General features: G+C 46.5%; 16 protein-coding genes and 1 pseudogene. 9 read left to right on the top strand and 8 right to left on the bottom strand.

Translation table 11 applies throughout. From position 1 onward, the window contains the following. Window positions 1–47: 47 nt before the first annotated feature. Both nrdG and nrdD read right to left on the bottom strand, forming a co-directional pair. Window positions 48–518: an anaerobic ribonucleoside-triphosphate reductase-activating protein gene (nrdG, locus tag OU793_RS09300; RefSeq protein ID WP_005394529.1), complete on the bottom strand. Its 471-nt coding sequence runs from the start codon at window positions 516–518 to the stop codon at window positions 48–50. An 84-nt stretch (window positions 519–602) separates the two neighbouring features. Then, window positions 603–2,723 carry an anaerobic ribonucleoside-triphosphate reductase gene (nrdD, locus tag OU793_RS09295; RefSeq protein WP_140103599.1) on the bottom strand — a complete coding sequence of 707 codons (2,121 nt, stop codon included), beginning with the start codon at window positions 2,721–2,723 and terminating at the stop codon, window positions 603–605. Window positions 2,724–3,032: 309 nt separating this feature from the next. Here nrdD and OU793_RS09290 point away from each other — a divergent pair, with 309 nt between their 5' ends. Beyond that, window positions 3,033–3,899, top strand: a complete 867-nt coding sequence (locus OU793_RS09290) for an endonuclease/exonuclease/phosphatase family protein (RefSeq protein ID WP_025627263.1) — start codon at window positions 3,033–3,035, stop codon at window positions 3,897–3,899. 88 nt (window positions 3,900–3,987) lie between these two features. Here the strand turns inward: OU793_RS09290 and OU793_RS09285 are convergent, their stop codons facing one another. From OU793_RS09285 to OU793_RS09265, 5 genes are read right to left on the bottom strand one after another with little or no spacing between them, the layout of a single operon-like run. Continuing rightward, window positions 3,988–5,043, bottom strand: a complete 1,056-nt coding sequence (locus OU793_RS09285) for an efflux RND transporter periplasmic adaptor subunit (protein ID WP_029833843.1) — start codon at window positions 5,041–5,043, stop codon at window positions 3,988–3,990. Continuing rightward, window positions 5,040–8,348, bottom strand: coding sequence for an efflux RND transporter permease subunit (locus OU793_RS09280; protein ID WP_140103598.1), 3,309 nt, complete (start codon window positions 8,346–8,348; stop codon window positions 5,040–5,042). Before OU793_RS09280 ends, OU793_RS09285 begins: the two co-directional genes overlap by 4 nt. 28 nt (window positions 8,349–8,376) lie before the next feature. Then, window positions 8,377–8,835, bottom strand: a complete 459-nt coding sequence (locus OU793_RS09275; protein ID WP_005460965.1) for a YeeE/YedE family protein — start codon at window positions 8,833–8,835, stop codon at window positions 8,377–8,379. A gap of 10 nt (window positions 8,836–8,845) precedes the next feature. Beyond that, entirely contained in the window at window positions 8,846–9,265 is a 420-nt protein-coding gene (locus OU793_RS09270; RefSeq protein ID WP_159404338.1) for a YeeE/YedE family protein, read from the bottom strand. Window positions 9,266–9,293: 28 nt separating this feature from the next. After that, on the bottom strand, window positions 9,294–9,602 hold the full coding sequence (locus OU793_RS09265) for a metalloregulator ArsR/SmtB family transcription factor (protein ID WP_005460911.1): 309 nt from the start codon (window positions 9,600–9,602) through the stop codon (window positions 9,294–9,296). A gap of 178 nt (window positions 9,603–9,780) precedes the next feature. Here OU793_RS09265 and OU793_RS09260 point away from each other — a divergent pair, with 178 nt between their 5' ends. Then, on the top strand, window positions 9,781–9,966 hold the full coding sequence (locus OU793_RS09260) for a DUF2892 domain-containing protein (RefSeq protein WP_005460908.1): 186 nt from the start codon (window positions 9,781–9,783) through the stop codon (window positions 9,964–9,966). 71 nt (window positions 9,967–10,037) lie between these two features. Continuing rightward, window positions 10,038–11,741 carry an FAD-dependent oxidoreductase gene (locus OU793_RS09255; protein WP_140103597.1) on the top strand — a complete coding sequence of 568 codons (1,704 nt, stop codon included), beginning with the start codon at window positions 10,038–10,040 and terminating at the stop codon, window positions 11,739–11,741. Between the two features lie 86 nt (window positions 11,742–11,827). Here the strand turns inward: OU793_RS09255 and OU793_RS09250 are convergent, their stop codons facing one another. Beyond that, the gene (locus OU793_RS09250) at window positions 11,828–14,152 is read right to left on the bottom strand and encodes an FdhF/YdeP family oxidoreductase (RefSeq protein WP_140103596.1); all 2,325 of its coding nucleotides are present in this window, start codon (window positions 14,150–14,152) and stop codon (window positions 11,828–11,830) included. Window positions 14,153–14,818: 666 nt separating this feature from the next. Between OU793_RS09250 and OU793_RS09245 the strand changes: the two are divergent. The 6 genes and pseudogenes from OU793_RS09245 to OU793_RS09220 all read left to right on the top strand — a co-directional run. Beyond that, window positions 14,819–15,687: pseudogene (locus OU793_RS09245) on the top strand (LysR family transcriptional regulator). Between the two features lie 53 nt (window positions 15,688–15,740). Next, entirely contained in the window at window positions 15,741–16,571 is an 831-nt protein-coding gene (fdhD, locus tag OU793_RS09240; RefSeq protein ID WP_017447522.1) for a formate dehydrogenase accessory sulfurtransferase FdhD, read from the top strand. 406 nt (window positions 16,572–16,977) lie between these two features. Further along, window positions 16,978–18,372: a hexose-6-phosphate:phosphate antiporter gene (gene uhpT / locus OU793_RS09235; RefSeq protein WP_005479317.1), complete on the top strand. Its 1,395-nt coding sequence runs from the start codon at window positions 16,978–16,980 to the stop codon at window positions 18,370–18,372. 139 nt (window positions 18,373–18,511) lie between these two features. Beyond that, window positions 18,512–19,120 (top strand): transcriptional regulator UhpA, encoded by a 609-nt coding sequence (uhpA, locus tag OU793_RS09230; protein WP_005394558.1) that lies wholly within the window; start codon window positions 18,512–18,514, stop codon window positions 19,118–19,120. Continuing rightward, a complete protein-coding gene (gene uhpB, locus OU793_RS09225; RefSeq protein WP_005486302.1) occupies window positions 19,120–20,622 on the top strand; it encodes a signal transduction histidine-protein kinase/phosphatase UhpB in 1,503 nt (500 codons plus the stop codon). The genes uhpA and uhpB overlap by 1 nt, the downstream gene beginning before the upstream one ends. A gap of 6 nt (window positions 20,623–20,628) precedes the next feature. Then, a partial coding sequence (locus OU793_RS09220) for an MFS transporter (protein ID WP_274647758.1) occupies window positions 20,629–21,009 on the top strand: 381 nt, incomplete at its 3' end.

Raw genomic sequence — 21,009 nt, 5'->3', positions numbered from 1 at the left:
ACCCGTTACGCACGCGTGAGCCCTTTTTATGTTTGGAGAATACTTGGTTAGATGTCTGTAAAGCGATGAATGATTTGGTTTGAACTACCACGCCATTCGAGATTGAGGTCTTTCTTGTCTTGTTCAAACTTACCATCAATCAAAACATCGATGTATTGCACCACTTCTCTTTGCGCGTCATCCAGTTCAGCCAGCGTGTAGCCTGTCCAAACCCAGATGTCTTTACCGGGACACTCTTCTCTCACCCTTTTCACGATCTTTAAAATATGAGGCACATTAGCAGGATGAAGCGGATCTCCGCCAGACAACGACAAGCCGCGACGTTTAATGCGCGTGTCATTCAAATCATTGATGATCTTGTCTTCCGCTTCTTGCGTGAACAACACACCCGAATCCAAGCGTTGCGTCGACTGGTTATAACAGCCACGACACTGATGCACACAGCCCGACACAAACAATGTGCAGCGCGTACCCGGTCCGTTAACAACGTCAATTGGATAATATTGGTGGTAGTTCATAATGCGTCTCTTTGTTATCGCGAAAAAGAAAATCAACCTAAAGCAGGTTGATTTTCAAAGTGTTGAATCGAGTGGTAATTAACCTTATAGGTGTTTCACTCGACGTTTAACTTCTTCTTGTTTGCCGAAGTTAAACGGACGTGCATCTGGGCTGCCCAAGTAGCCACATACGCGACGTGTCACCGATACTTTGGTTGAATCGTGATTGCCACAACTTGGGCAAGTAAAGCCTTTGCTTGTACATTCAAACTCACCGGTGTAACCACATTCGTAACACTCATCAATCGGGGTGTTGGTTCCGTAGTAAGGAACGCGGGTGTAACTGTAGTCCCACACGTTTTCTAGCGCTTCTACGTTACGTTGCATGTTCGGGAACTCACCGTAACAGATGAAGCCACCGCTTGAAATTTCAGGGTAAGGCATCTCGAAGTCGATCTTGTCGTAAGGGTTAACCTTCTTCTCAACGTCCAAGTGGAAGCTGTTGGTGTAGTAACCTTTGTCTGTTACGCCTTCAATCAAACCAAACTCTTTGGTGTCGATGCGGCAGAAACGACTACATAGGTTTTCACTTGGTGTTGCGTACAAGCTAAAGCCATAGCCAGTTTCGTCAGCCCATTGGTTCACCGCATCTTTTAGATGTTTGATGATCGCGACCGCTTTTTCACGCAATATTGCATCATCGTAAACGTGCGCTTCAGTACCAAACAACGCGTTGATAGTTTCATGCACGCCAATGTAGCCTAGAGAAATTGACGCACGGCCGTTTTTGAAGATTTCTGCAATCGAATCGTCCGCTTTCAAGCGCACACCACATGCACCTTCCATATATAGAATTGGGGCAACGCGCGCTTTTACGTTCTCTAGACGAGAAATACGCGTTTCTAGTGCTTTACGAGCAAGACGTAGACGATCATCAAGCAGGTCATAGAACTTCGCTTCGCTGCCTTTTGCACGAAGCGCGATACGTGGCAAGTTCAAGCTAACTACACCAAGGTTGTTACGACCTTCATGGATAAGTTCGCCATCCTCTTCGTAAGTGCCTAGGAAGCTACGACAACCCATAGGTGTTTTGAATGAACCCGTTACTTCCACGACTTTGTCGTAGTTAAGAATGTCTGGGTACATACGTTTTGAAGCACACTCAAGTGCAAGTTTCTTAATGTCGTAGTTTGGATCTTCTGCCTTGTGGTTTAGACCGTCTTTAATACCGAACACCAATTTAGGGAATACGGCGGTTTTACGGTTTTTGCCAAGACCAGCGATACGGTTTTTCAAAATCGATTGCTGAATAAGACGAGACGCCCAGCTTGTACCAAGACCAAAACCAAACGTAACGAATGGCGTTTGACCGTTTGCCGTGTGCAGTGTGTTTACTTCGTACTCTAGCGATTGGAATGCGTCGTAACACTCTTTCTCGGTGCGCGCTTTAGCGAACTCTTCTGGCTCGGCAATGTTCCACTCTTTCGCGATCTCTAGATGTTTCTCGTAGCTTGTCATAACGTACGGAGCAAGCACTTCGTCGATACGGTTGATTGTCGTACCGCCATAAATATGGCTAGCTACTTGAGCAATAATTTGCGCCGTTACGGCAGTCGCAGTTGAAATCGATTTAGGCGTGTCGATTTCTGCATTACCCATTTTGAAGCCGTGCGTTAGCATGCCTTTCAAATCGATAAGCATACAGTTAAACATCGGGAAGAATGGCGCGTAATCCAGATCGTGGTAGTGAATGTCACCCACTTCGTGTGCTTGAACCACATCTCGAGGCAGGATGTGCGTTTTCGCGTAGTGCTTCGCCACGATACCCGCTAAAAGGTCACGCTGAGTTGGGATAACTTTGCCGTCTTTGTTCGCGTTTTCGTTGATCAAATCAAGGTTACTTTCTTCAATCAAGCCTTCGATTTCACGAGTTAGTGCACTTTGCTTTTCACGCGCGATGTCGCGGTCATGGCGATATTCAATGTAAGAACGTGCTAGGGCTTTGTAAGGACCTTGCATGAGTTCATTCTCGACCAAGTCTTGAATCTCATGAATGTGAACTTCATCGTGATCTTTTAGCTGTAACTCGACAGCAAGAGCGACATTAAGAGCATAAATGGCGACATCTTTATCTTTGTTTTCCGCTGCCGCTTCAACTGCTGCTTGGATACGATCCCTGTTGAACGGAGCTCTTGAGCCGTCACGCTTGATTACGATTGGTTTCACTTTCTTCTCCTTACCCCAGCATACTCACAGAGTTATCCACAAACACACTATATGGGGTTATTTTTTATTCTGCTAACACAATATATTGTGGCGTATTTAACGAAAAGCACCACTTGAAAACATTGATTTTGATCAATAAAGATCGGCTAGCGGACAAGAACAAATCGATCTTATTGGTACTGATCTCAGTTGCGAAGAAAACCGTGAAAATTGCAAAATTGGAACTAAATCTACTTGCTTTTTTGGGATGTCTTATAGAATAAAGGTTGGAAAGGAATACGCTAAAAACCAGGAGTGAAACAAGCCAATATGCGATCACTATTTGTTACTGCCTTATTAATTTTTAGTTCAACGTCACTTGCTCAAAACTCCATCAACTTAACCAGTTGGAATATAGAATGGCTGTCTATAAATGGAGGTAAGGTTTCGAGAACCAGTGACGATTTCGTCAAACTCAACCAATATGTGGATAAAACTCAAGCCGACATCATCGCCTTTCAGGAGGTCGACTCCAAAGCCGCGGTTCAAAAAGCTGTAGGCGATGGCTACGCGATTTATATCTCTGATCGAGCTCAATCAAACAATAAGCACCTTCAGTTTTCTGATACCAATCAGTACACTGGTTTTGCTGTGCGTAAAGACATTGAAGTGTCTGACCCAGCAGACTTCTCAATCACGCGTGGTAATAGCAAGTTGCGCTTTGCCAGTTACATCGTCGTTAACCCAAACCAAAAGGACGAGCTTCACCTACTCTCTGTGCATTTAAAAGCAGGATGCAGCGGAGCGTATAAAAACAGTCGTGATTGCCAGACACTGAGTCAACAAGGAGAAGCACTTGCGAAATGGATGAGCGAGAGAGAAAAGAAAAAAGAGCAGTATGCCGTAATGGGCGACTTCAATCACAACTTGTCGTATCAACGTGATTGGTTGTGGGCGATCATGACGCTCGGTAACGATGCACAATTGGTAACGCGAGATACCCAAGCCGATTGCAAGGTTCGCTCAAATAAGAACCCAAGCAAAACACACCAATTCCGCTCTTTGATTGATCACATTATTGTTAGCCCGCAAATAAAAGCGAAAAACGCGCATCAAACGCTGTTTAGCTCACAAGATGTTTTGGATTACAAACTGAGTGACCATTGCCCTGTAAACGCAACGGTAACGCTTAACTGAACGAACAAAATAGCCCAGCATGATGCTGGGCTATTTTATGTTGTTTGCTAGATAGACGTTTAACTAGTTAACAAGAGAAACCGTTCTATCAAAGCGCTCTTGGATTCAGCAGCACTACGTCACCCTGCTTCAACCCCGTTCGCACTCTCCCCAACTCTCCAAGCTGAATAAGCCGAGTTTCTACCTCACCGCTGTCTTGGACCACTTTTACGTAGTCCAATTGGCCAACTTGGTAAACCGCCTCTTTTGGCACGCGAAGTACAACATCGTCGGTCAAGGTCAACGCGACTTTGGCGTATGTACCTGGATAGATAGCCGTTGGCGGCTCAAATTGAAGCTTTACGGTATAACTGCGCGAGTTGGCATCTGCCGACGGCGTCACTTCTTTTACTGCCGCTTGCGCGTTGAGGTTGTAAGACGGAAAAACAACGTCCACTTCTTTATCATAAGTCACATAAGGCATGACAGACTCAGCAAAGTTCACCTCTATTTCCAACGAGTTTGGATTGTACATTGATAAAAGCAAAGCCCCCGGCGTCGCGGTATCACCTTTGTTGATGGGCTTTTGCGTGATCAAGCCATCAAACGGCGCAGTAATAATGCTGTAGCCAAAGGTCGTTTCCGCCTCGGAGACCGCCGCCTGCGCTTTATTAAAGTTGGCTTGTGCGGTTTGCAACGCACTTTCCGCTTGGTCAAATTGCGATTGAGGGATCAGTTTTTTGTTTAAAAGCGCTCTGACACGAGAAAACTCCTTTCTCGCTGCATTGAGCTGCGCTTGTGCAGAGGATAAAGCCTGCTCACTTTGACGAACTCGGGCGTCGAGATCATCGCTTTCTAGCCGCGCCAACACGTCTCCTTGCTTCACCCTATCGCCAACCTTCACCAATACCTCCATCACCGATGCCGTTAACCGTGCCGCGATATCGGCGTGCTGCTCTGCAACGACGACGCCCGGAAACTCTCGAACAACCGGTTCGCTGGTTAACATCAGTTGATGTATCTCTGCATTATTTACATCAATCTGGTTGGTTTTCGCGTCATGTTCGGTCGGCAACTTTTCTGTAAAAAATCCAGCCATATAGAGAAAAAGAAGCGCGAGTATGGCAAACAGAATCACGCCTAACCATTTGGTATCTAATTTCATTGCTCTTCCTCCATCTGAGGTAATCCATGTCCTTTGGTGTTTTGGTATGCAAGGTTGTAAACCACCGGAACCACAAGCAGCGTAAAGATGGTCGAGGCGGTAATACCGAATATGATTGCCCAAGCCAAACCGTTAAAAATTGGGTCTAACGTAATCACGACGTTACCCAGTAACGTTGTACCCGCAGTCAGCAAGATTGGCCGCATACGAACAACGCCAGATTCAATCAACGCATCATGTAAGCTACGACCTTCAGCCAGCGATTGCTGAACAAATTCAATCAAAACGAGTGAGTTACGCACCACAATCCCAGCTAGCGCAATCATGCCGATCATCGCGGTCGCCGTGAACAGAGCTGGGTTGGGGTAATTACCGATGTCACTGCTTACCACATTCAAAATCCAGAACCCCGGCATAATCCCAATCACGGTCAGAGGTATCGCCAGCATGATGATGCCCGATACCGCAGGTAAACCAGTTTGAATCAACATCACCACAAATACGCCAAGCAGCGCAGCGCCATAAGCAATGCCTAAATCGCGGAATACGTCCACTGTGATTTTCCATTCCCCCTCACCACTCCAGACCACTTCGATGTTGTCTGGCACGCTCCAAGTGAGACCAGCGCCATTGCTCAAGTACGTGCGATCTTGCCAGTGACGATGCACATCTTCCGCGTGAGTTGTATCTTGGTCAGCCATCACATCGGCAATCACTTCACCCGGAACACGCCCAACTACCTCGGCGTAGACATACACAACAGGCTTGAGGTTTTTATGGAAAATCGGTTTGTCCGCTGCGCGTTTCACAAAATGACCGACTTCAGACAACTGCACGATAGGCTGAGGAGCATCCACAACCGCCCCATTAGATTCTACTTTTGCAATGCCCGGACGGCCTCGCACATAAAGCTGCTCTAGTTGATTCAGGTTATCTCTGTCTTCGCGTCGGAGCTGCACTTCGATAGGTAATGGATCCACTTCTCTTGGATCGGCGATATAACCGAGCACTTTGGCGTTCGCGGCGGTAATAAGCGTATTATTGATATCAGCAACAGAAACACCAGACAGCGCCGCTTTTTCTTGATCAACGATGAATTGCCACGTTTCTAAATCACCTTGGATGCTGGTATCCACCTCAGAAACCAACTGTTCTTTGCGAAGCCTATCCGCGACTTTCTCTGCTTGAATCATCAGATCTTCATAAGATGTCGCTTCATCACCGTAAACTTCTGCCGTAATGGTGGCGATAACAGGCGGGCCTGGTGGCACTTCGACTAGCTGCACGTCAGCGTCAAACTTATCTGCAATCTGCTCTAAATCCGCCCTGAGTCGTGTCACCAGTTCGTGTGATTGCATTGCGCGGCGATTCTTCTCTGCAAGAACGACTCGAAGCTCGCCTTGGTATGGTTCGCTACGCATAAAGTAGTGGCGCACCATGCCGTTGAAATCCATTGGGGAAGCGGTACCTGCAAAGCCCGACACACTTGTCACTTCCGGCACCGTCATTAAATAGTCCGTAAAGTTCGACAGCGCGTTGGAGGTATCCACAAAGCTTGAAGACTCTGGCATGTTTAATACCAATTGGAACTCATTTTTATTGTCATAAGGCAGCAACTTGAGTGGAACTAAGCGAAGTGCTGGCAACAATGCTGCCAAGACGAACAACAAGGCAACCAAACCAAGGAAAAGCCATGCTTTCTTGCGGCTTTCAAGTAGCGGAATCAACACACCACGATACAAACGATACATCGGCGAAGATTGGATGTCATAGTGGCCGTTTTCCTCAGCACCTTTGAGTAGCTTCTTGGCAAGCCAAGGCGTGATCATAAACGCGACAACGGTACTAAAGATAACGCTGATCGGAACGTTGAACGCCAGTGGCGCCATGTAAGGCCCCATCATCCCAGTGATAAAAAACATCGGCGTAAACACGATAACAATCGCGACCGTCGACATTAACAAGGCGCTACGAATTTCTGCCATGGCGAGAACAATCGCATTGGTTCGTGTTAGATTTTTTCGTTTGAGGTAGCGTTCAATGTTGTCGATGCTGGCGATCGGATCGTCCACGATCAAACCTAGCGCCAAAATCAACGCAAAGAGTGTGACTCGATTGATGGAATAGCCAAATGCCAAGTCCATCCCGAGCGCAGCACCATAGCTAATCGGAATCGCGATACCAACCACCAATGCGCTTCGCCAGTTCAAGAACAAACCGACAAACACCACGACCGTTAGAATAGAGATGCCAAGGCTTGATACCAAGTTGTTTACTTTCGCATTCGCCGTTTCGCCATAGTCACGAATGACTGCAACTTGCACTTGTGGAGGAAATTGCTCGGATTGAAGCGCCGCCAGTTTATCCCGAACAGACTGAGCGACGTTAACCGCGTTCGAGCCTTTTTGTTTAGCGACAGAAATGAACACCGCTGGGTATGCTTCATCGTGGTTTTTATCGCGATACCAAGTATCGGATGTTGCCTCACCTTCACCGTCGTAAATACGCGCGACATCTTTCAAATAAACAGGTTTGCCATTGAGCACCGCGATAACAAGATCGCCAACCTCTTCGGCGTTAGTCAGAAACCGTCCCGACTCCAATGTGAAATTTTGCCCGTTTACGCGAACGTTCTTGCCTTGGGTTTTGCTATTACTGAGCTGAATGGCCTGTTCTAGGTCATCGATGGTTACTTTGAAGTTTGCCATCGCAACGGAATCAAGCTCTATCTGGATTTTTCTCGGCTCACCGCCAATCACTTCCACCTTGTTGGTGGCATCCAATGATTTAATGCCTAACGTGGCTTGGTCTGCAATACGTCTCAACTGATGGCGATCGAGAATGTCTGGTTCGGTGGAATAAATTGCGGCAACAACAATGGGTACATCATCGATTTCAACAGGCTTTACAAGCCAGTTAGTGACAGAAGGAGGAACTTTGTCTTGATTGGAATAGAGTTTGTTGTAAAGCTTAACCAGAGCATCTTCGCGGTTTTCGCCGACATAGAAACGAACGATGACTTGCGCAGCACCTTCCATTGACGAAGAATAAACGTATTCCACACCGTCAATTTGGCTAACAAGCTTTTCTAATGGTTCAGTGATTTGATTCTCAACTTGAGAAGCGCTGAGTCCGGGAGCCGAAACCAATACATCTGCCATCGGCACAACAATTTGCGGGTCTTCCTCTTTCGGGGTCAACCACAAGGCTGCGGCACCGACCACAAGCGCGAGTAAGATCATGATCGGAGGGAAAAAGCTGTTCATCACAGATTGAACAAAACTTCGCTTTAGTTTGTCGGGCATCCTTTCCCCTCCATATCAGATTGATCGTTTACGCATTCGCGGTTTTCATCTTCTTCGCGTTACGGTTAGTAATGATCGCTTTCGCGAACAGAGATCCAACTAACATCGCAAGGAAGAACACTACAATGCTAACGTTGCCTAATGCCAGACTCGCAACCGCAGGGCCAGGACAAATACCTGCCAAACCCCAACCTAAACCAAAGATCGCCGCACCAGATAACAAACGTCCGTCGATGTTCTTATTGGTTGGTGTGCAAAACGCTTCACCGCTAACTGATTGTTTTCTCGGCTTGATGATTAAAAAATAGCTTGGCATGAATACCGCGAGTGCGCCGCCCATCACAAAAGCCAAACTTGGATCCCAACTGCCAGAAATATCTAAAAATCCAATGACTTTAGCTGGGTCGATCATGCCGGACACCGCCATGCCCATACCGAATAACACACCGCTCAAAAGAGCAGAAAAACGAAAAATAGTCTTGTTCATGGAATCTCTCTTAAACTAGGTGAAGTCGAACGAATACCGTTAGGCCAGCGACGTACATAAATACACAGGTCGCCAAAATAGAGCGCTTAGACAAACGGCCCATGCCACAAATGCCGTGTCCGCTAGTACATCCGTTACCCAGTCTGGTCCCGATTCCGACCAATAAACCAGCGGCAATCACCATCCCTAAAGAAAGGTTCGCGGTACTAGGAGCCGCAACGCCCAACATCAGAACGCTAATCAAGCCACCAGCTATCATTCCAACCGCAAAAAGCAATCGCCACGAATAATCACCTTTTTTCGGTGACATAATGCCATTCATAATTCCACTGATTCCGGCAATTTTACCGTTAACCAACAACAATATAGTGGCGGAAATCCCTAACAAAATGCCACCAAACAACGATTCCCATGGAATAACGTTTAACATTATTTACCTCTAAAATCTTAGCTACGAATTAGTTACAGAAAACGCCATGAAGCGCTTTAATTAATGACTCAACTCTCGGTTCTGACAACGAATAAAACACTTGCTGTGATGCCTTACGAGCCGTGATCAATTTGTGCTTGCGAAGCACCGTTAAGTGCTGTGAAAAGGCGGATTGGCTAAGGAACGAGTTCTTTTGCAGTTCCCCAACACCAACTTCACCTTGGGTCAGTTGGCACAACACCATTAGCCTTTCCGGATGTGCCATTACTTTTAGGAGATCAGCAGCTTCATTGGCATTGCCTTTCATTGCTGCTACATCCATATCTGTATAGCTCATGACTCACCTCTACATTAAAAACTAAATTAGATATTACTAAAACAATATCTTTAGTCAACACTAAATTAGTAATTGTGAATTTAGATAAATTAACATTAGACATTTCTAATTTAGTTAATTATAGTGATGAACATCAAAGGATGGCGTTCTCAGTTTGAGAGTACGAAGGAGAAGAGTTATGACGTTAGAAAATGCAGTACGAGTTTTTGCAGGCACGATGGTATTGGTCTCGGTCATACTAACCGTGTTCGTTCACAGTAACTTCATTTGGTTCACCGTGTTTATCGGCGTTAATCTTATTCAAAGTGCTTACACGGGAATCTGCCCTGCTGCTTATTTTTTAAAGAAATTTGGTTTTAGATAATCTAGAGCGCAGTGACCTTTCACACAGGCTATTCGTGAAAGGTCAGCTCGCCCTAAAACTTGGAGTTAAAAATGACTAAGATCTTAATCGTCGGTGGTGTTGCAGGTGGTGCATCTGCGGCGGCGCGTGCTCGTCGTCTGAGCGAAGATGCCGAAATCATCATGTTTGAACGTGGCCCGTTTGTTTCATTTGCCAACTGTGGCTTGCCTTATCACATCGGCGGCGATATCCAAGAACGCAGTAAGTTACTACTGCAAACGCCAGAAAGCTTTTTAGCACGTTTTAACGTTGATGTTCGCGTGATGAATGAAGTAGTTTCTATTAACCGACAGGACAAAACCGTTACGATCAAAAACCTGTTGGATGAGTCTGAATACGTAGAACCATACGACTTCCTACTGCTTAGCCCAGGTGCTGGCCCTATTGTTCCGCCAATCCCAGGCCTCGATAACCCGCTCACCCACTCGCTACGTAACATTCCAGATATGGATCGCATCATCGAAACGATCCAAATGAACAAGCCAGAGCATGCGACAGTTGTTGGCGGCGGTTTCATCGGTTTAGAAATGATGGAAGCCTTCCACCAACTTGGCATTAAAACCTCTCTGATCGAAATGGCAGACCAAGTCATGACGCCAGTAGACCGTGAAATGGCAGGTTTTGCTCATGCAGAAATTCGTGACAAAGGTGTCGACCTCAAACTTGGCGTCGCGCTTGAATCTGTGAAATTCGTACCTAACGAGCACGTTGCAAGTTTCGACTCTGGTGAGAGTGAGAAACACCAACACCTAGAAGGTGAATTGGAGTTAACACTGAACAACGGTGAAAAACTCACTACCGATATTCTGATCATGGCAATCGGTGTGCGTCCTGAGACAAAACTGGCGCAAGAAGCTGGCCTTCAAATTGGCGCGCTAGGCGGTATTTACACGAACGAATACATGCAAACCAGCGATCCTTCGATCTACGCTGTCGGCGATGCGATAGAAGAGAAAGACTTCGTGACAGGCGAGCAAACTCTAGTGCCACTTGCAGGCCCGGCAAACCGTCAAGGCCGTATGGCAGCGGACAATATGCTCGGCCGCAAAGAAACTTACCAAGGCACACAAGGGACAGCGATTTGTAAGATCTTTGACCTTGCAGTGGCTTCTACCGGTAAAAACGAGAAGCAACTAAAACGCGCTGGTATCGCATACGACAAAGTGTACGTGCATCCAGCAAGCCACGCGAGTTACTACCCTGGCGCTGAAGTGGTGTCGTTCAAAATGTTGTTCGAACCAAAATCAGGCAAGATTTTAGGTGCTCAAGCAGTTGGTAAAGATGGCATCGATAAACGCATCGACGTTATGGCTGTTGCACAACGTGCTGGCATGACGGTTGAACAACTGCAGCATCTTGAACTGACTTACGCGCCACCTTACGGCAGTGCAAAAGATGTGATCAACCAAGCGGCATTTGTGGCAAATAACATCATCAAAGGTGACGCAACGGCGATTCATTACGATGAAATCGACAACCTGACTGAAGATCAAGTTCTCCTCGACGTCCGTAACCCGGGTGAATTGGAGTCGGTTGGTTATCTTGAAGGGGCAATCAACATTCCGGTTGATCAGCTGCGCCATCGTATGAGTGAGCTACCAAAAGACAAAGAGATTGTGATTTACTGTCAAGTAGGCTTGCGCGGTAACGTGGCATACCGTCAACTTGTCAACAATGGTTACAAAGCTCGTAACTTGATTGGTGGTTACCGTACTTACAAGTTTGCAAAAGCGTAATGTAATCTTCGCAAACATTAAATCGGTTTGATTTGAGAAATAAACCTTTTTTTCTTATCCCGAATATTGTAGCGCTGGTTTGGTAACTATTCCGTTCCCACCAAAGCGATCTTATCGGATGTCGATTTTTCCAATTTGATCGCAATAAACTTGGAGGTTGGCGTAAACGTTCTATCCCCATAACTGTCCAAAGGAACCAATGGGTTCGTTTCTGGATAGTAAGCCGCCGCCTGACCTGCTGGCACATCATAGGCAACAAGCGTAAATCCGCTTACGCGACGCTCTACGCCATCTTCCCATAATGACACCATGTCCACTTTGTCGCCCGGTTCAAAACCGAGTTTACGAATATCCGCTTCATTGATAAACAGCACTTCGCGCATACCAAATACTCCACGATAACGGTCATTCAAGCCGTAAAGTGTCGTATTGTATTGGTCATGTGAGCGCATGGTTTGCAAAATCAAATCTGGCTTTTGGCCTTTTTCGAGTATCGCTTCGCTGATCAACTGCTTCGGCAACTCGCTAGAGCTGAACTGTGCTTTGCCGCTTGGTGTATTCCATCGACGCTCGGCAGCTGGGTTTACCAAGTGGAATCCACCCGGGTGCTTAAGCTTATGGTTAAAGTCGGTAAAGCCCGGAATCGTGTCGGCAATCAAATCGCGAATACGGTCGTAATCTTCAATCGCCCACAACCAATCAATTGGTTTTGCCCCGAGTGTAGCATTGGCAATACCGGCAATAATCGCTGGTTCTGAACGCAAATGCTCCGAACGCGGTTTTAGCTGACCAAATGAGATATGCACCATGCTGAAAGTATCTTCAACCGTCACACCTTGTGGGCCCGTCGCTTGCTGATCAATTTCAGTACGGCCTAAGCATGGAAGAATAAGCGCATCTTTACCTGTGACAAGGTGAGAACGATTTAACTTCGTCGAAATGTGTACGGTTAAATTACAGTTTCGCATCGCGTTGTGCGTACGTTCTGTGTCTGGCGTTGCTTGTGCAAAGTTACCGCCCAAACCGATAAATACTTTCGCTTGCCCTTCTTCCATTGCTTTAATGGCTTGCACAGTGTTGTGGCCTTCACCACGCGGGACGGCAAAGTTAAATCGACTTTCGATGCGATCTAACAATAGATCCGACGGTTTTTCATCAATGCCCATCGTACGGTCGCCCTGTACGTTACTGTGACCACGCACTGGTGAAAGACCCGCGCCCGGCTTACCGACGTTACCTCGTAACATTTGCACGTTTGCGACTTCTTTAATGGTTGGCACAGAGTGACGATGCTGAGTCAACCCCATCGCCCAACACATGATCACACGTTCTGCACGTCGATACATGCTCGCCACCATCTCGATTTCACTTAAATCAAGACCCGATTGTTCCGCGATCTGTTCCCAAGAGGTTGCGTCCACTTCAGCCAAATACTCATCAATACCTATCGTGTGTTGTTTGATGAATTCACGGTCAAATACCGCTTTGCCACCGTTTTGCAATGCCTCGCGTTCCCATTGCAACAAGAATTTCGCGATGCCACGAAACACTGCCATGTCTCCGCCCAAAGCAGGACGCAGGTACGCCGTGTTTGTAGGTTCTGAGCCGTTACTCAACATCTCTATCGGCATTTGTGGGTTTTGGAAACGCTCTAATCCGCGCTCTTTCAGCGGGTTTAGACAGATAACCTGAGCACCACGTTTTACCGCTTCGCGCAGAGGTTCAAGCATTCGTGGGTGATTCGTGCCCGGGTTTTGACCAATCACAAAAATCGCGTCGGCTTCTTCAAAATCATCAAAGATCACTGTGCCTTTACCAACGCCAATGGTGTCTTTCATCCCTATTGCACTGGCTTCGTGACACATGTTGGAACAATCTGGGAAGTTGTTGGTACCGAATGCGCGCACAAATAGCTGATACAAAAACGCCGCTTCGTTGCTTGCACGGCCAGAGGTATAAAACTCCGCTTGGTGTGGTGAATCCAATTGGTTGAGATGTTTAGCCACAAGAGAAAAAGCCTCATCCCAAGAGACTGGCACATAGTGATCGGATTCAACATCGTATCGCATTGGGTGCTTGATACGGCCTTGGTATTCCAACCAGTAATCGGTTTGCGTTGAGAGAGAAGAAACGCTGTGATTGGCAAAAAACTCAGGATCAACCAGACGATTGGTCGCCTCCCAGTTTACCGCTTTCGCGCCATTCTCACAGAAATTGACTTTACCACTATCTGGCGACTCGCCCCATGCACATCCCGGACAGTCGAAACCGCCATTTTGGTTGGTTTTGAGCATAGTGCGAATGTTTTTAACTGCATTTTCACTGCCCCACCAACTTCTGGTTACGGCTTTCAGTGCACCCCAACCACCAGCTGGACCTTTGTATGCTTTTATTTGTTCTTTTTGGCTCACGACTTTACTCCTCGCAGATATACCAGCAAGCAGGGTGCCCGTGAAAACAAGCGCGTTATTTATTGAGATAATGCGGAAGTATTGAAGGGCTTAGTTTCTAATCCATGTATTTTTTAATCCAAATAAGTAACCACTCAACATGCTCTCGCTTGTCCGAGTGTTTACTTATCTAGATTCTTGATATCGGATACCCGCCTACTGTTTCTAAGACTGTTAGATTCAATTTGCATTGTTGCGTCTTGATCTAAATCAAAGATTAAGTCGATATTCAATATGCGTCCAATTGATAATCCTGACCGAGTGATAAACAAAATCTATGACGAATTTTTCCACTGACGGTCATCACATTTTTAATCAATACAATTTATGAGGTTAATCGTTTTCCCATTCGATTCCACCTAGTTCGCTTAACGAACTCAATAAAATCGGCCCTCTTGATAATAGATAATATCTATCACACTATAGATACTTTAAATTTGACCCTAATTAATATCAGGAATAGCCTTGATTCAGATCAATTTTGAGTGTGGTTTTATTCTTGACTTGGTTTTGGTTTTTCATTCCCCAGTTAAAACGCTCCAGCGCTTAAAAAGTACGGTAGTGCTGTGCCCTTTTTAGGGAGTTCCCCCGTACATGTGACTCACAACGCAAGGTTAACAAGCCATTATGGATATCAAACAACTTAAATATCTCATCGCACTTGAACAGACCAAACACTTTGGTCAAGCCGCCGCATTGTGCCACATTACGCAGCCTACTTTGTCCATGAGAATCCGAAGCTTAGAGGAAGAACTCGATCTCGAATTAATCCAAAGAAGTCAAAGATTTGAAGGATTTACTGAAGCCGGAGAACGCATTTTAGCTTGGGCAAAAACCGTCTTAGCAGCTCATGATGGATTGCAAGCCGAAGCCGCCAANTAGGCTCTCTTCGGCTTGGAATGGTGCCACTCGCCAGCCAAAACCCTATGCAATTGCTCAAACCATTAGCTCAACAGTTCCCTGAGTTACGCTTTCAAATACTCTCCATGACGACCGAACAGATCATAGACCAACTCAATCGCAATCAACTTGATTTGGGGATGTGTTATGTCGATCAAGTTAACACCGCTTACTTCGATGTTATCGAGCTAGATTCGACCAAACTTGGCGTTTTATTCGATGAGCGTCATTTTGATTTTGCCGAATCTGAAGTGTTGTGGGAGTCACTCAATAACATTCCGCTAGGGCTGCTTTCAAAGGGTATGCACTATCGCCACTCCATTGATCTTAGCTTTGTGAGTAAAGGGCTGGTTCCGCAAACCGTCATTGAAAGTAACTCCACCTTTCACTTGATCCAAGCAGTAACCAGTGGCCTTTGTTGCGCCATTATGCCGCTGAATTGTGGATTGGAAGAGTTGAACGATACGCTTCGCATTATCCCTATCGAAGAAGCCGCCGTTCACGCCCCGCTAGGTTTGTTAAAGCGAAAACAAGAACCCTTCTCCGCGCTAACCGATCAGTGCTTCGCAGAAGCAAAAAACATATTCAATCGATAACAAGAATCCACACGTCAATTTTTGGCATACATAACGGCTTATGAGGTGATTTCATGAGATGTACTACTCAATCTTATTTTGAACTGTCCGATTTCAATCAAGCACCACCTCAACCAAGTGCGTTCAATTACCGAGAATTGATTGATGGCCGCCCAGTACAACAAATGTCGCTGGCGAGTGAATCCGCCTTAGCTATCAGCTACAACGGCATTAGCCAAGCGGTCATGATGGTGACGCCAGGCCATCTGGAAGACTTCGTGAAAGGATTTAGCCTAAGCACAGGCATTGTCCACGACTTCAAAGAGATCAAAGACATTGAAATTGGTGGCGATCACGAATCTCACTATGCGGAAGTGGAAATCAGCAACCGCGCTTTCTGGGCGTTAAAAACACAGCGCCGAAATCTTGCTGGCACAACCGGATGCGGGATTTGTGGCGTCGAGGCTCTGGAACAAGCTTTGCCTGATTTGGCGCCGCTGACACCGTCTCTTCCTCCGCGCTCCGATGTATTTGAAGGGCTGCGAGACAAAGTCGCACTGCATCAAGAAGCCGCACGTGAATCTGGCGCGTTACACGCCGCTTTATTTGCAGATTTACAAGGCAACATCAAGTTGTGCCGAGAGGACATCGGCCGTCACAACGCGCTAGATAAGTTGATTGGTGCATTGGCCAACAATCACATCGAGCCGCAAAGTGGCTTCGCTATCATGACAAGCCGTTGCAGCTTGGAGTTGATCCACAAAGCCGTTCGCGCGCGTATCCCCACTCTGGTTTGCTTATCTGCGCCTACAGCGTTAACCGTCGAATGGGCAAGAAGAAACCATTTGAACCTAATTCACTTACCAAAACACGGCTCGCCGCGTCTATACAGCCCTGCGCCTTAACACGTCAACTTAGCCGAATTCCAAATATTTCTAACAGAGACCTCTGGGCCTCTGTTGTTTGCTTCTCGTTCCCAATTGATACTTAGCGACAAGCCACTATTCTCTCCAACCAAACGTGCTCACCCCTTGTCAGCACTAAGCTTATGCATATTAATCCGTTTGCATTTGAACGCTTTCCAATCGATAAGAACCCTGTCAAAAAACCCATAAATTAGTATGGATTTTGTGTGACTCTTTTCACGCTTTTCCGCCTTCCTAGGCATTTCTAGGAATTTTTCCTAGCCGATCTAGGCAACCATCTCATGTGCCTCACAAAACCACTCTCTAGAATTCCGCTCAGTCAAAGGTAACAAGAGCACATAACGGTCTCCGTTGTGTTTCTAAAACAATTACAAGAGAGTTCATCATGTTAAAATTCCTCGAACAGGTGCGGAAGCCGACCCTCGATCTTCCTGTCGAAGTTAGAAGAAAGATGTGGTTTAAACCGTTCATCCAATCTTACTTGGTCGTATTCATCGGCTACCTAACCATGTACTTGATTCGTAAGAACTTCAATGTCGCGCAAAACGACATGATCTCAACTTACGGTTTGAGCATGACAGACCTAGGTCTTATTGGCCTTGGCTTCTCCATCACATACGGCATCGGTAAAACCGTTGTGTCTTACTACGCTGACGGTAAGAACACCAAGCAATTCCTCCCTTTTATGCTGATCCTTTCTGGTCTTGCAATGCTTGGTTTCAGCTTCAGCATGGGCGGCGGTAGCGCAAGCCTGTTCTTGATGGTGGCTTTCTACGCTCTGAGTGGTTTCTTCCAAAGTACTGGTGGCCCTTCTAGTTACTCAACCATTACAAAATGGACACCTCGTAACAAACGCGGCTCTTACCTAGGCTTGTGGAACATGTCACACAACGTTGGTGGTGCGGGCGCAGCGGGTGTTGCTCTTTTCGGCGCTAACTACCTATTCGACGGCCACGTAATCGGCATGTTCGTGTTCCCTTCTATCATCGCGATCATCGTTGGCTTTATCGGTATGCGCTTTGGTAGTGACTCTCCAGAAGCTTACGGTCTAGGTAAAGTAGAAGAACTTTTCGATGAAGCAGTGAGTGAAGAAGACACCGCCGCTGAAGAAAACCAGATGACCAAAAAAGAAATCTTTGTTGAATACGTTCTTAAAAACAAAGTTATCTGGCTACTTTGCTTTGCCAACATCTTCCTGTACATCGTGCGTATCGGTATCGACCAATGGTCAACGGTATACGCGTACCAAGAACTTGGTCTGTCAAAAGAAACGGCAATCTCTGGCTTTACTCTGTTCGAAGTTGGTGCGCTTGTTGGTACTTTGATGTGGGGTTACTTATCTGACTTAGCAAACGGTCGCCGCGCATTGGTTGCTTGTGTATCTCTTGGTTTGATCATCGTATCGCTTGAATTCTACCAACACGCAACAAATGAATTCATGTACTTGTCGTCTCTATTCGTACTTGGTTTCTTGGTGTTTGGTCCGCAACTTCTTATCGGTGTTGCAGCGGTTGGTTTTGTTCCTAAAAAAGCAATCAGTGTGGCTGACGGTGTGAAAGGTACATTCGCTTACCTAATCGGTGACAGCTTCGCGAAACTTGGTCTCGGTATGATTGCAGACGGTACACCAATCTTCGGTCTAACAGGCTGGAAAGGTACCTTCGCAGCCCTAGATACCTCCGCCATGATTTGTATTGTTTTGCTTGCTTTCGTTGCTATCGCGGAAGAGAAGAAGATTCGACACGCGAAGAAGCTTCAACTTGCACAAAACCAAGCCTAACTTCTCTGCGCGCTTTACTTCGGTAAAGCGCGCAAGATCATTAAAATGAGTTGATCAATTCAGTATCATTAAAGGTTTTTCTATTAGCTCCGTTTTGGGGCTTATTGTTGTTTGTTGTCTGCTCTATTTGGTTGTAATGATGATTCATGTTGCTCTAGTTGATGATCACGTCATCGTGCGTTCTGGTTTCGCACAATTATTAAATTTAGAAAGTGATATTACCGTTGTTGGTGAATTTGGTTCTGTCGCCGAAGCACGCACAGGCTTGCCTGCGGTACACCCACACGTCGTCATCCTAGATATTTCCATGCCCGATGAGAGCGGATTAAACTTACTGAGCGAAATTCCAACTGGCATTGCCTGTGTCATGCTAAGCGTGCACGACTCCCCTGCAATGGTGGAAAAATCACTAAAACTTGGTGCAAAAGGCTATCTAAGCAAACGCTGTAGCCCAGACGAACTTATTCAAGCCGTGAGAACCAGTGCGTCTGGCGGCTGTTATCTTACCTCCGACATTGCCATCAAACTGGCAACACCAAGTGACAAAGCTGCATCGCTTTGCCAACTAACAAGACGCGAAAATGAAGTTTGCCAGCTTTTAGCCAAAGGGCTGGATGTAAAATCCGTCGCGGCAGAGCTTGGCTTGAGCCACAAGACCGTACACGTTCATCGAGCGAATGCCATCGACAAACTCGGCGTGAAAAACAACGTTGAGCTCGCCAAACTATTCTCTCAAGAGTCCTTTTAATGCGAGCCTATTCTGTCACAACGATTTGTGGCCTGTTTGTTATGGCCTGTGCTTGGTTCTGTTTGTGGGTGATCGCCTACTACTTTGTCAACGATCCAGAGCTCGCCATTCTGCTTTTCCCATTCGCCTTACGATTGGGGATTGCGCTACACACTCGCACTGCGTACTGGCCAACAATCTACGTATCAGAATGGGCGCTGACGATTGCACTTGCGACCCTATTAGAGCAACCTCAATGGCTCACCGTGCTGATCGCCAGCGTTGCCAGCATCCCTGTCACACTGATTGCGAAAAAATACTACTACGGTGACCAAAACCGCCACTTAGCCGTCATGGGTATTGTGATCATCATTACCGCCTTCATCAACGTAATGGCGGTCGGCTTTCACGTGCCTTCTGTTTACATGGTGTGGTTAGCCAGTATTTCTGGTGGGCTGATGCTGGTTCCTATGTGCTACCTGCTGTGGAACTACCTATTTCAAAGCCGATGGTCGCCTCTGACGTCGCATCTTTTGAACAACACTGTGGTGTTCAGCATTCGACACATTGTGTTTTACGCCGTACTTCTTATCGGCAGCATTCTGGTGCAAACGAGTTTGCCTGAAGAGTTAAAACGATTTGCGCCATTTTGTATGGCTATCCCAATCATCGTGTTGGCACTTCGTTACGGCTGGCAAGGAGCCCTGCTCGCCACCATGCTCAACAGCATCGCGCTGATTGCGGCTCGTAGCGGCGTATCGAATCTAGAAATCACCGATTTGTTGTTGTCTCTTTCAGCTCAAACCATCACCGGCATCATGCTGGGTTTGGCGGTTCAAAAGCAAAAAGATCTCAACCACAAACTGCGTGGCGAGCTATCCCGCAATCAAAACCTGTCTCGTCAACTTATCGAAGCGGAAGAATCGGTAAGACGCGACATAGCCCGCGAACTGCATGACGAAATCGGCCAGAACATTACCGCTATCCGTACTCAAGCCAACATCATCAAGCGCATCGATAACGCAGAAATGAGCGCACATTGCGCAGATACCATTGAGGGGCTTTCTCTCAACGTGTACGACACCACTAAGCGACTGTTGAGCAAACTAAGACCCAAAATGCTGGATGATTTGGACTTAAAAGAATCCGTCGAGCAACTGACGCGAGAGATGGAATTCGCCAATCACGGAACAACTGTTCAATTGAACTGGCAAGGCGATTACACCAGCCTGAGTGACACACTCAAAGTCACCCTATTCCGTTTATGCCAAGAGTCATTAAATAACGCAGCCAAGTACGCAGAAGCGCAGTTGATCAATATTGAACTGACAATTGGAGAAGCTGCGGTGTCACTGATGATTCACGATGATGGTGTCGGCTTCAAAGTTCAGGACAGCATGAAAGGCATGGGCGTTCGCGGCATGCAAGAGCGTGTGCACGCATTGGGTGGAAAAATGGTTATCTACTCCACCAGCGATCAAGTGATCGGCACACAAATCAGCATTACTTTACCTAAGGTGTAACTCAAGATGTTTGAATTTTTACGTTCACCTAAATTTACTCAGCCGAGTCTGAGCAACGAGCAAATCGACCAGCGTTACCGCCATTGGCGTTTGCACATTATGTTGGGGATGTACATCGGCTACGCAGGTTTCTACTTTACCCGTAAGACCTTTAACTACGCCGCACCAGCGATGATTACCGATCTTGGCTTAGATAAAGGTGATTTGGGTCTTATCGGTACGCTTTTCTACATTACTTACGGCTGCTCGAAATTTATTTCCGGTACGATTTCAGATCGCTCTAACCCTCGTTATTTCATGGGATTAGGATTGATTGCGACAGGTCTGGTCAACATCGCGTTCGGCTTTTCTAGCTCACTCGCGGCTTTCATTACTCTGTGGATCTTA

This window comes from Vibrio sp. VP6 (assembly GCF_028823755.1).
Lineage (GTDB): Bacteria > Pseudomonadota > Gammaproteobacteria > Enterobacterales > Vibrionaceae > Vibrio > Vibrio parahaemolyticus.
This window is presented reverse-complemented; position numbering and strand designations above follow the sequence as displayed.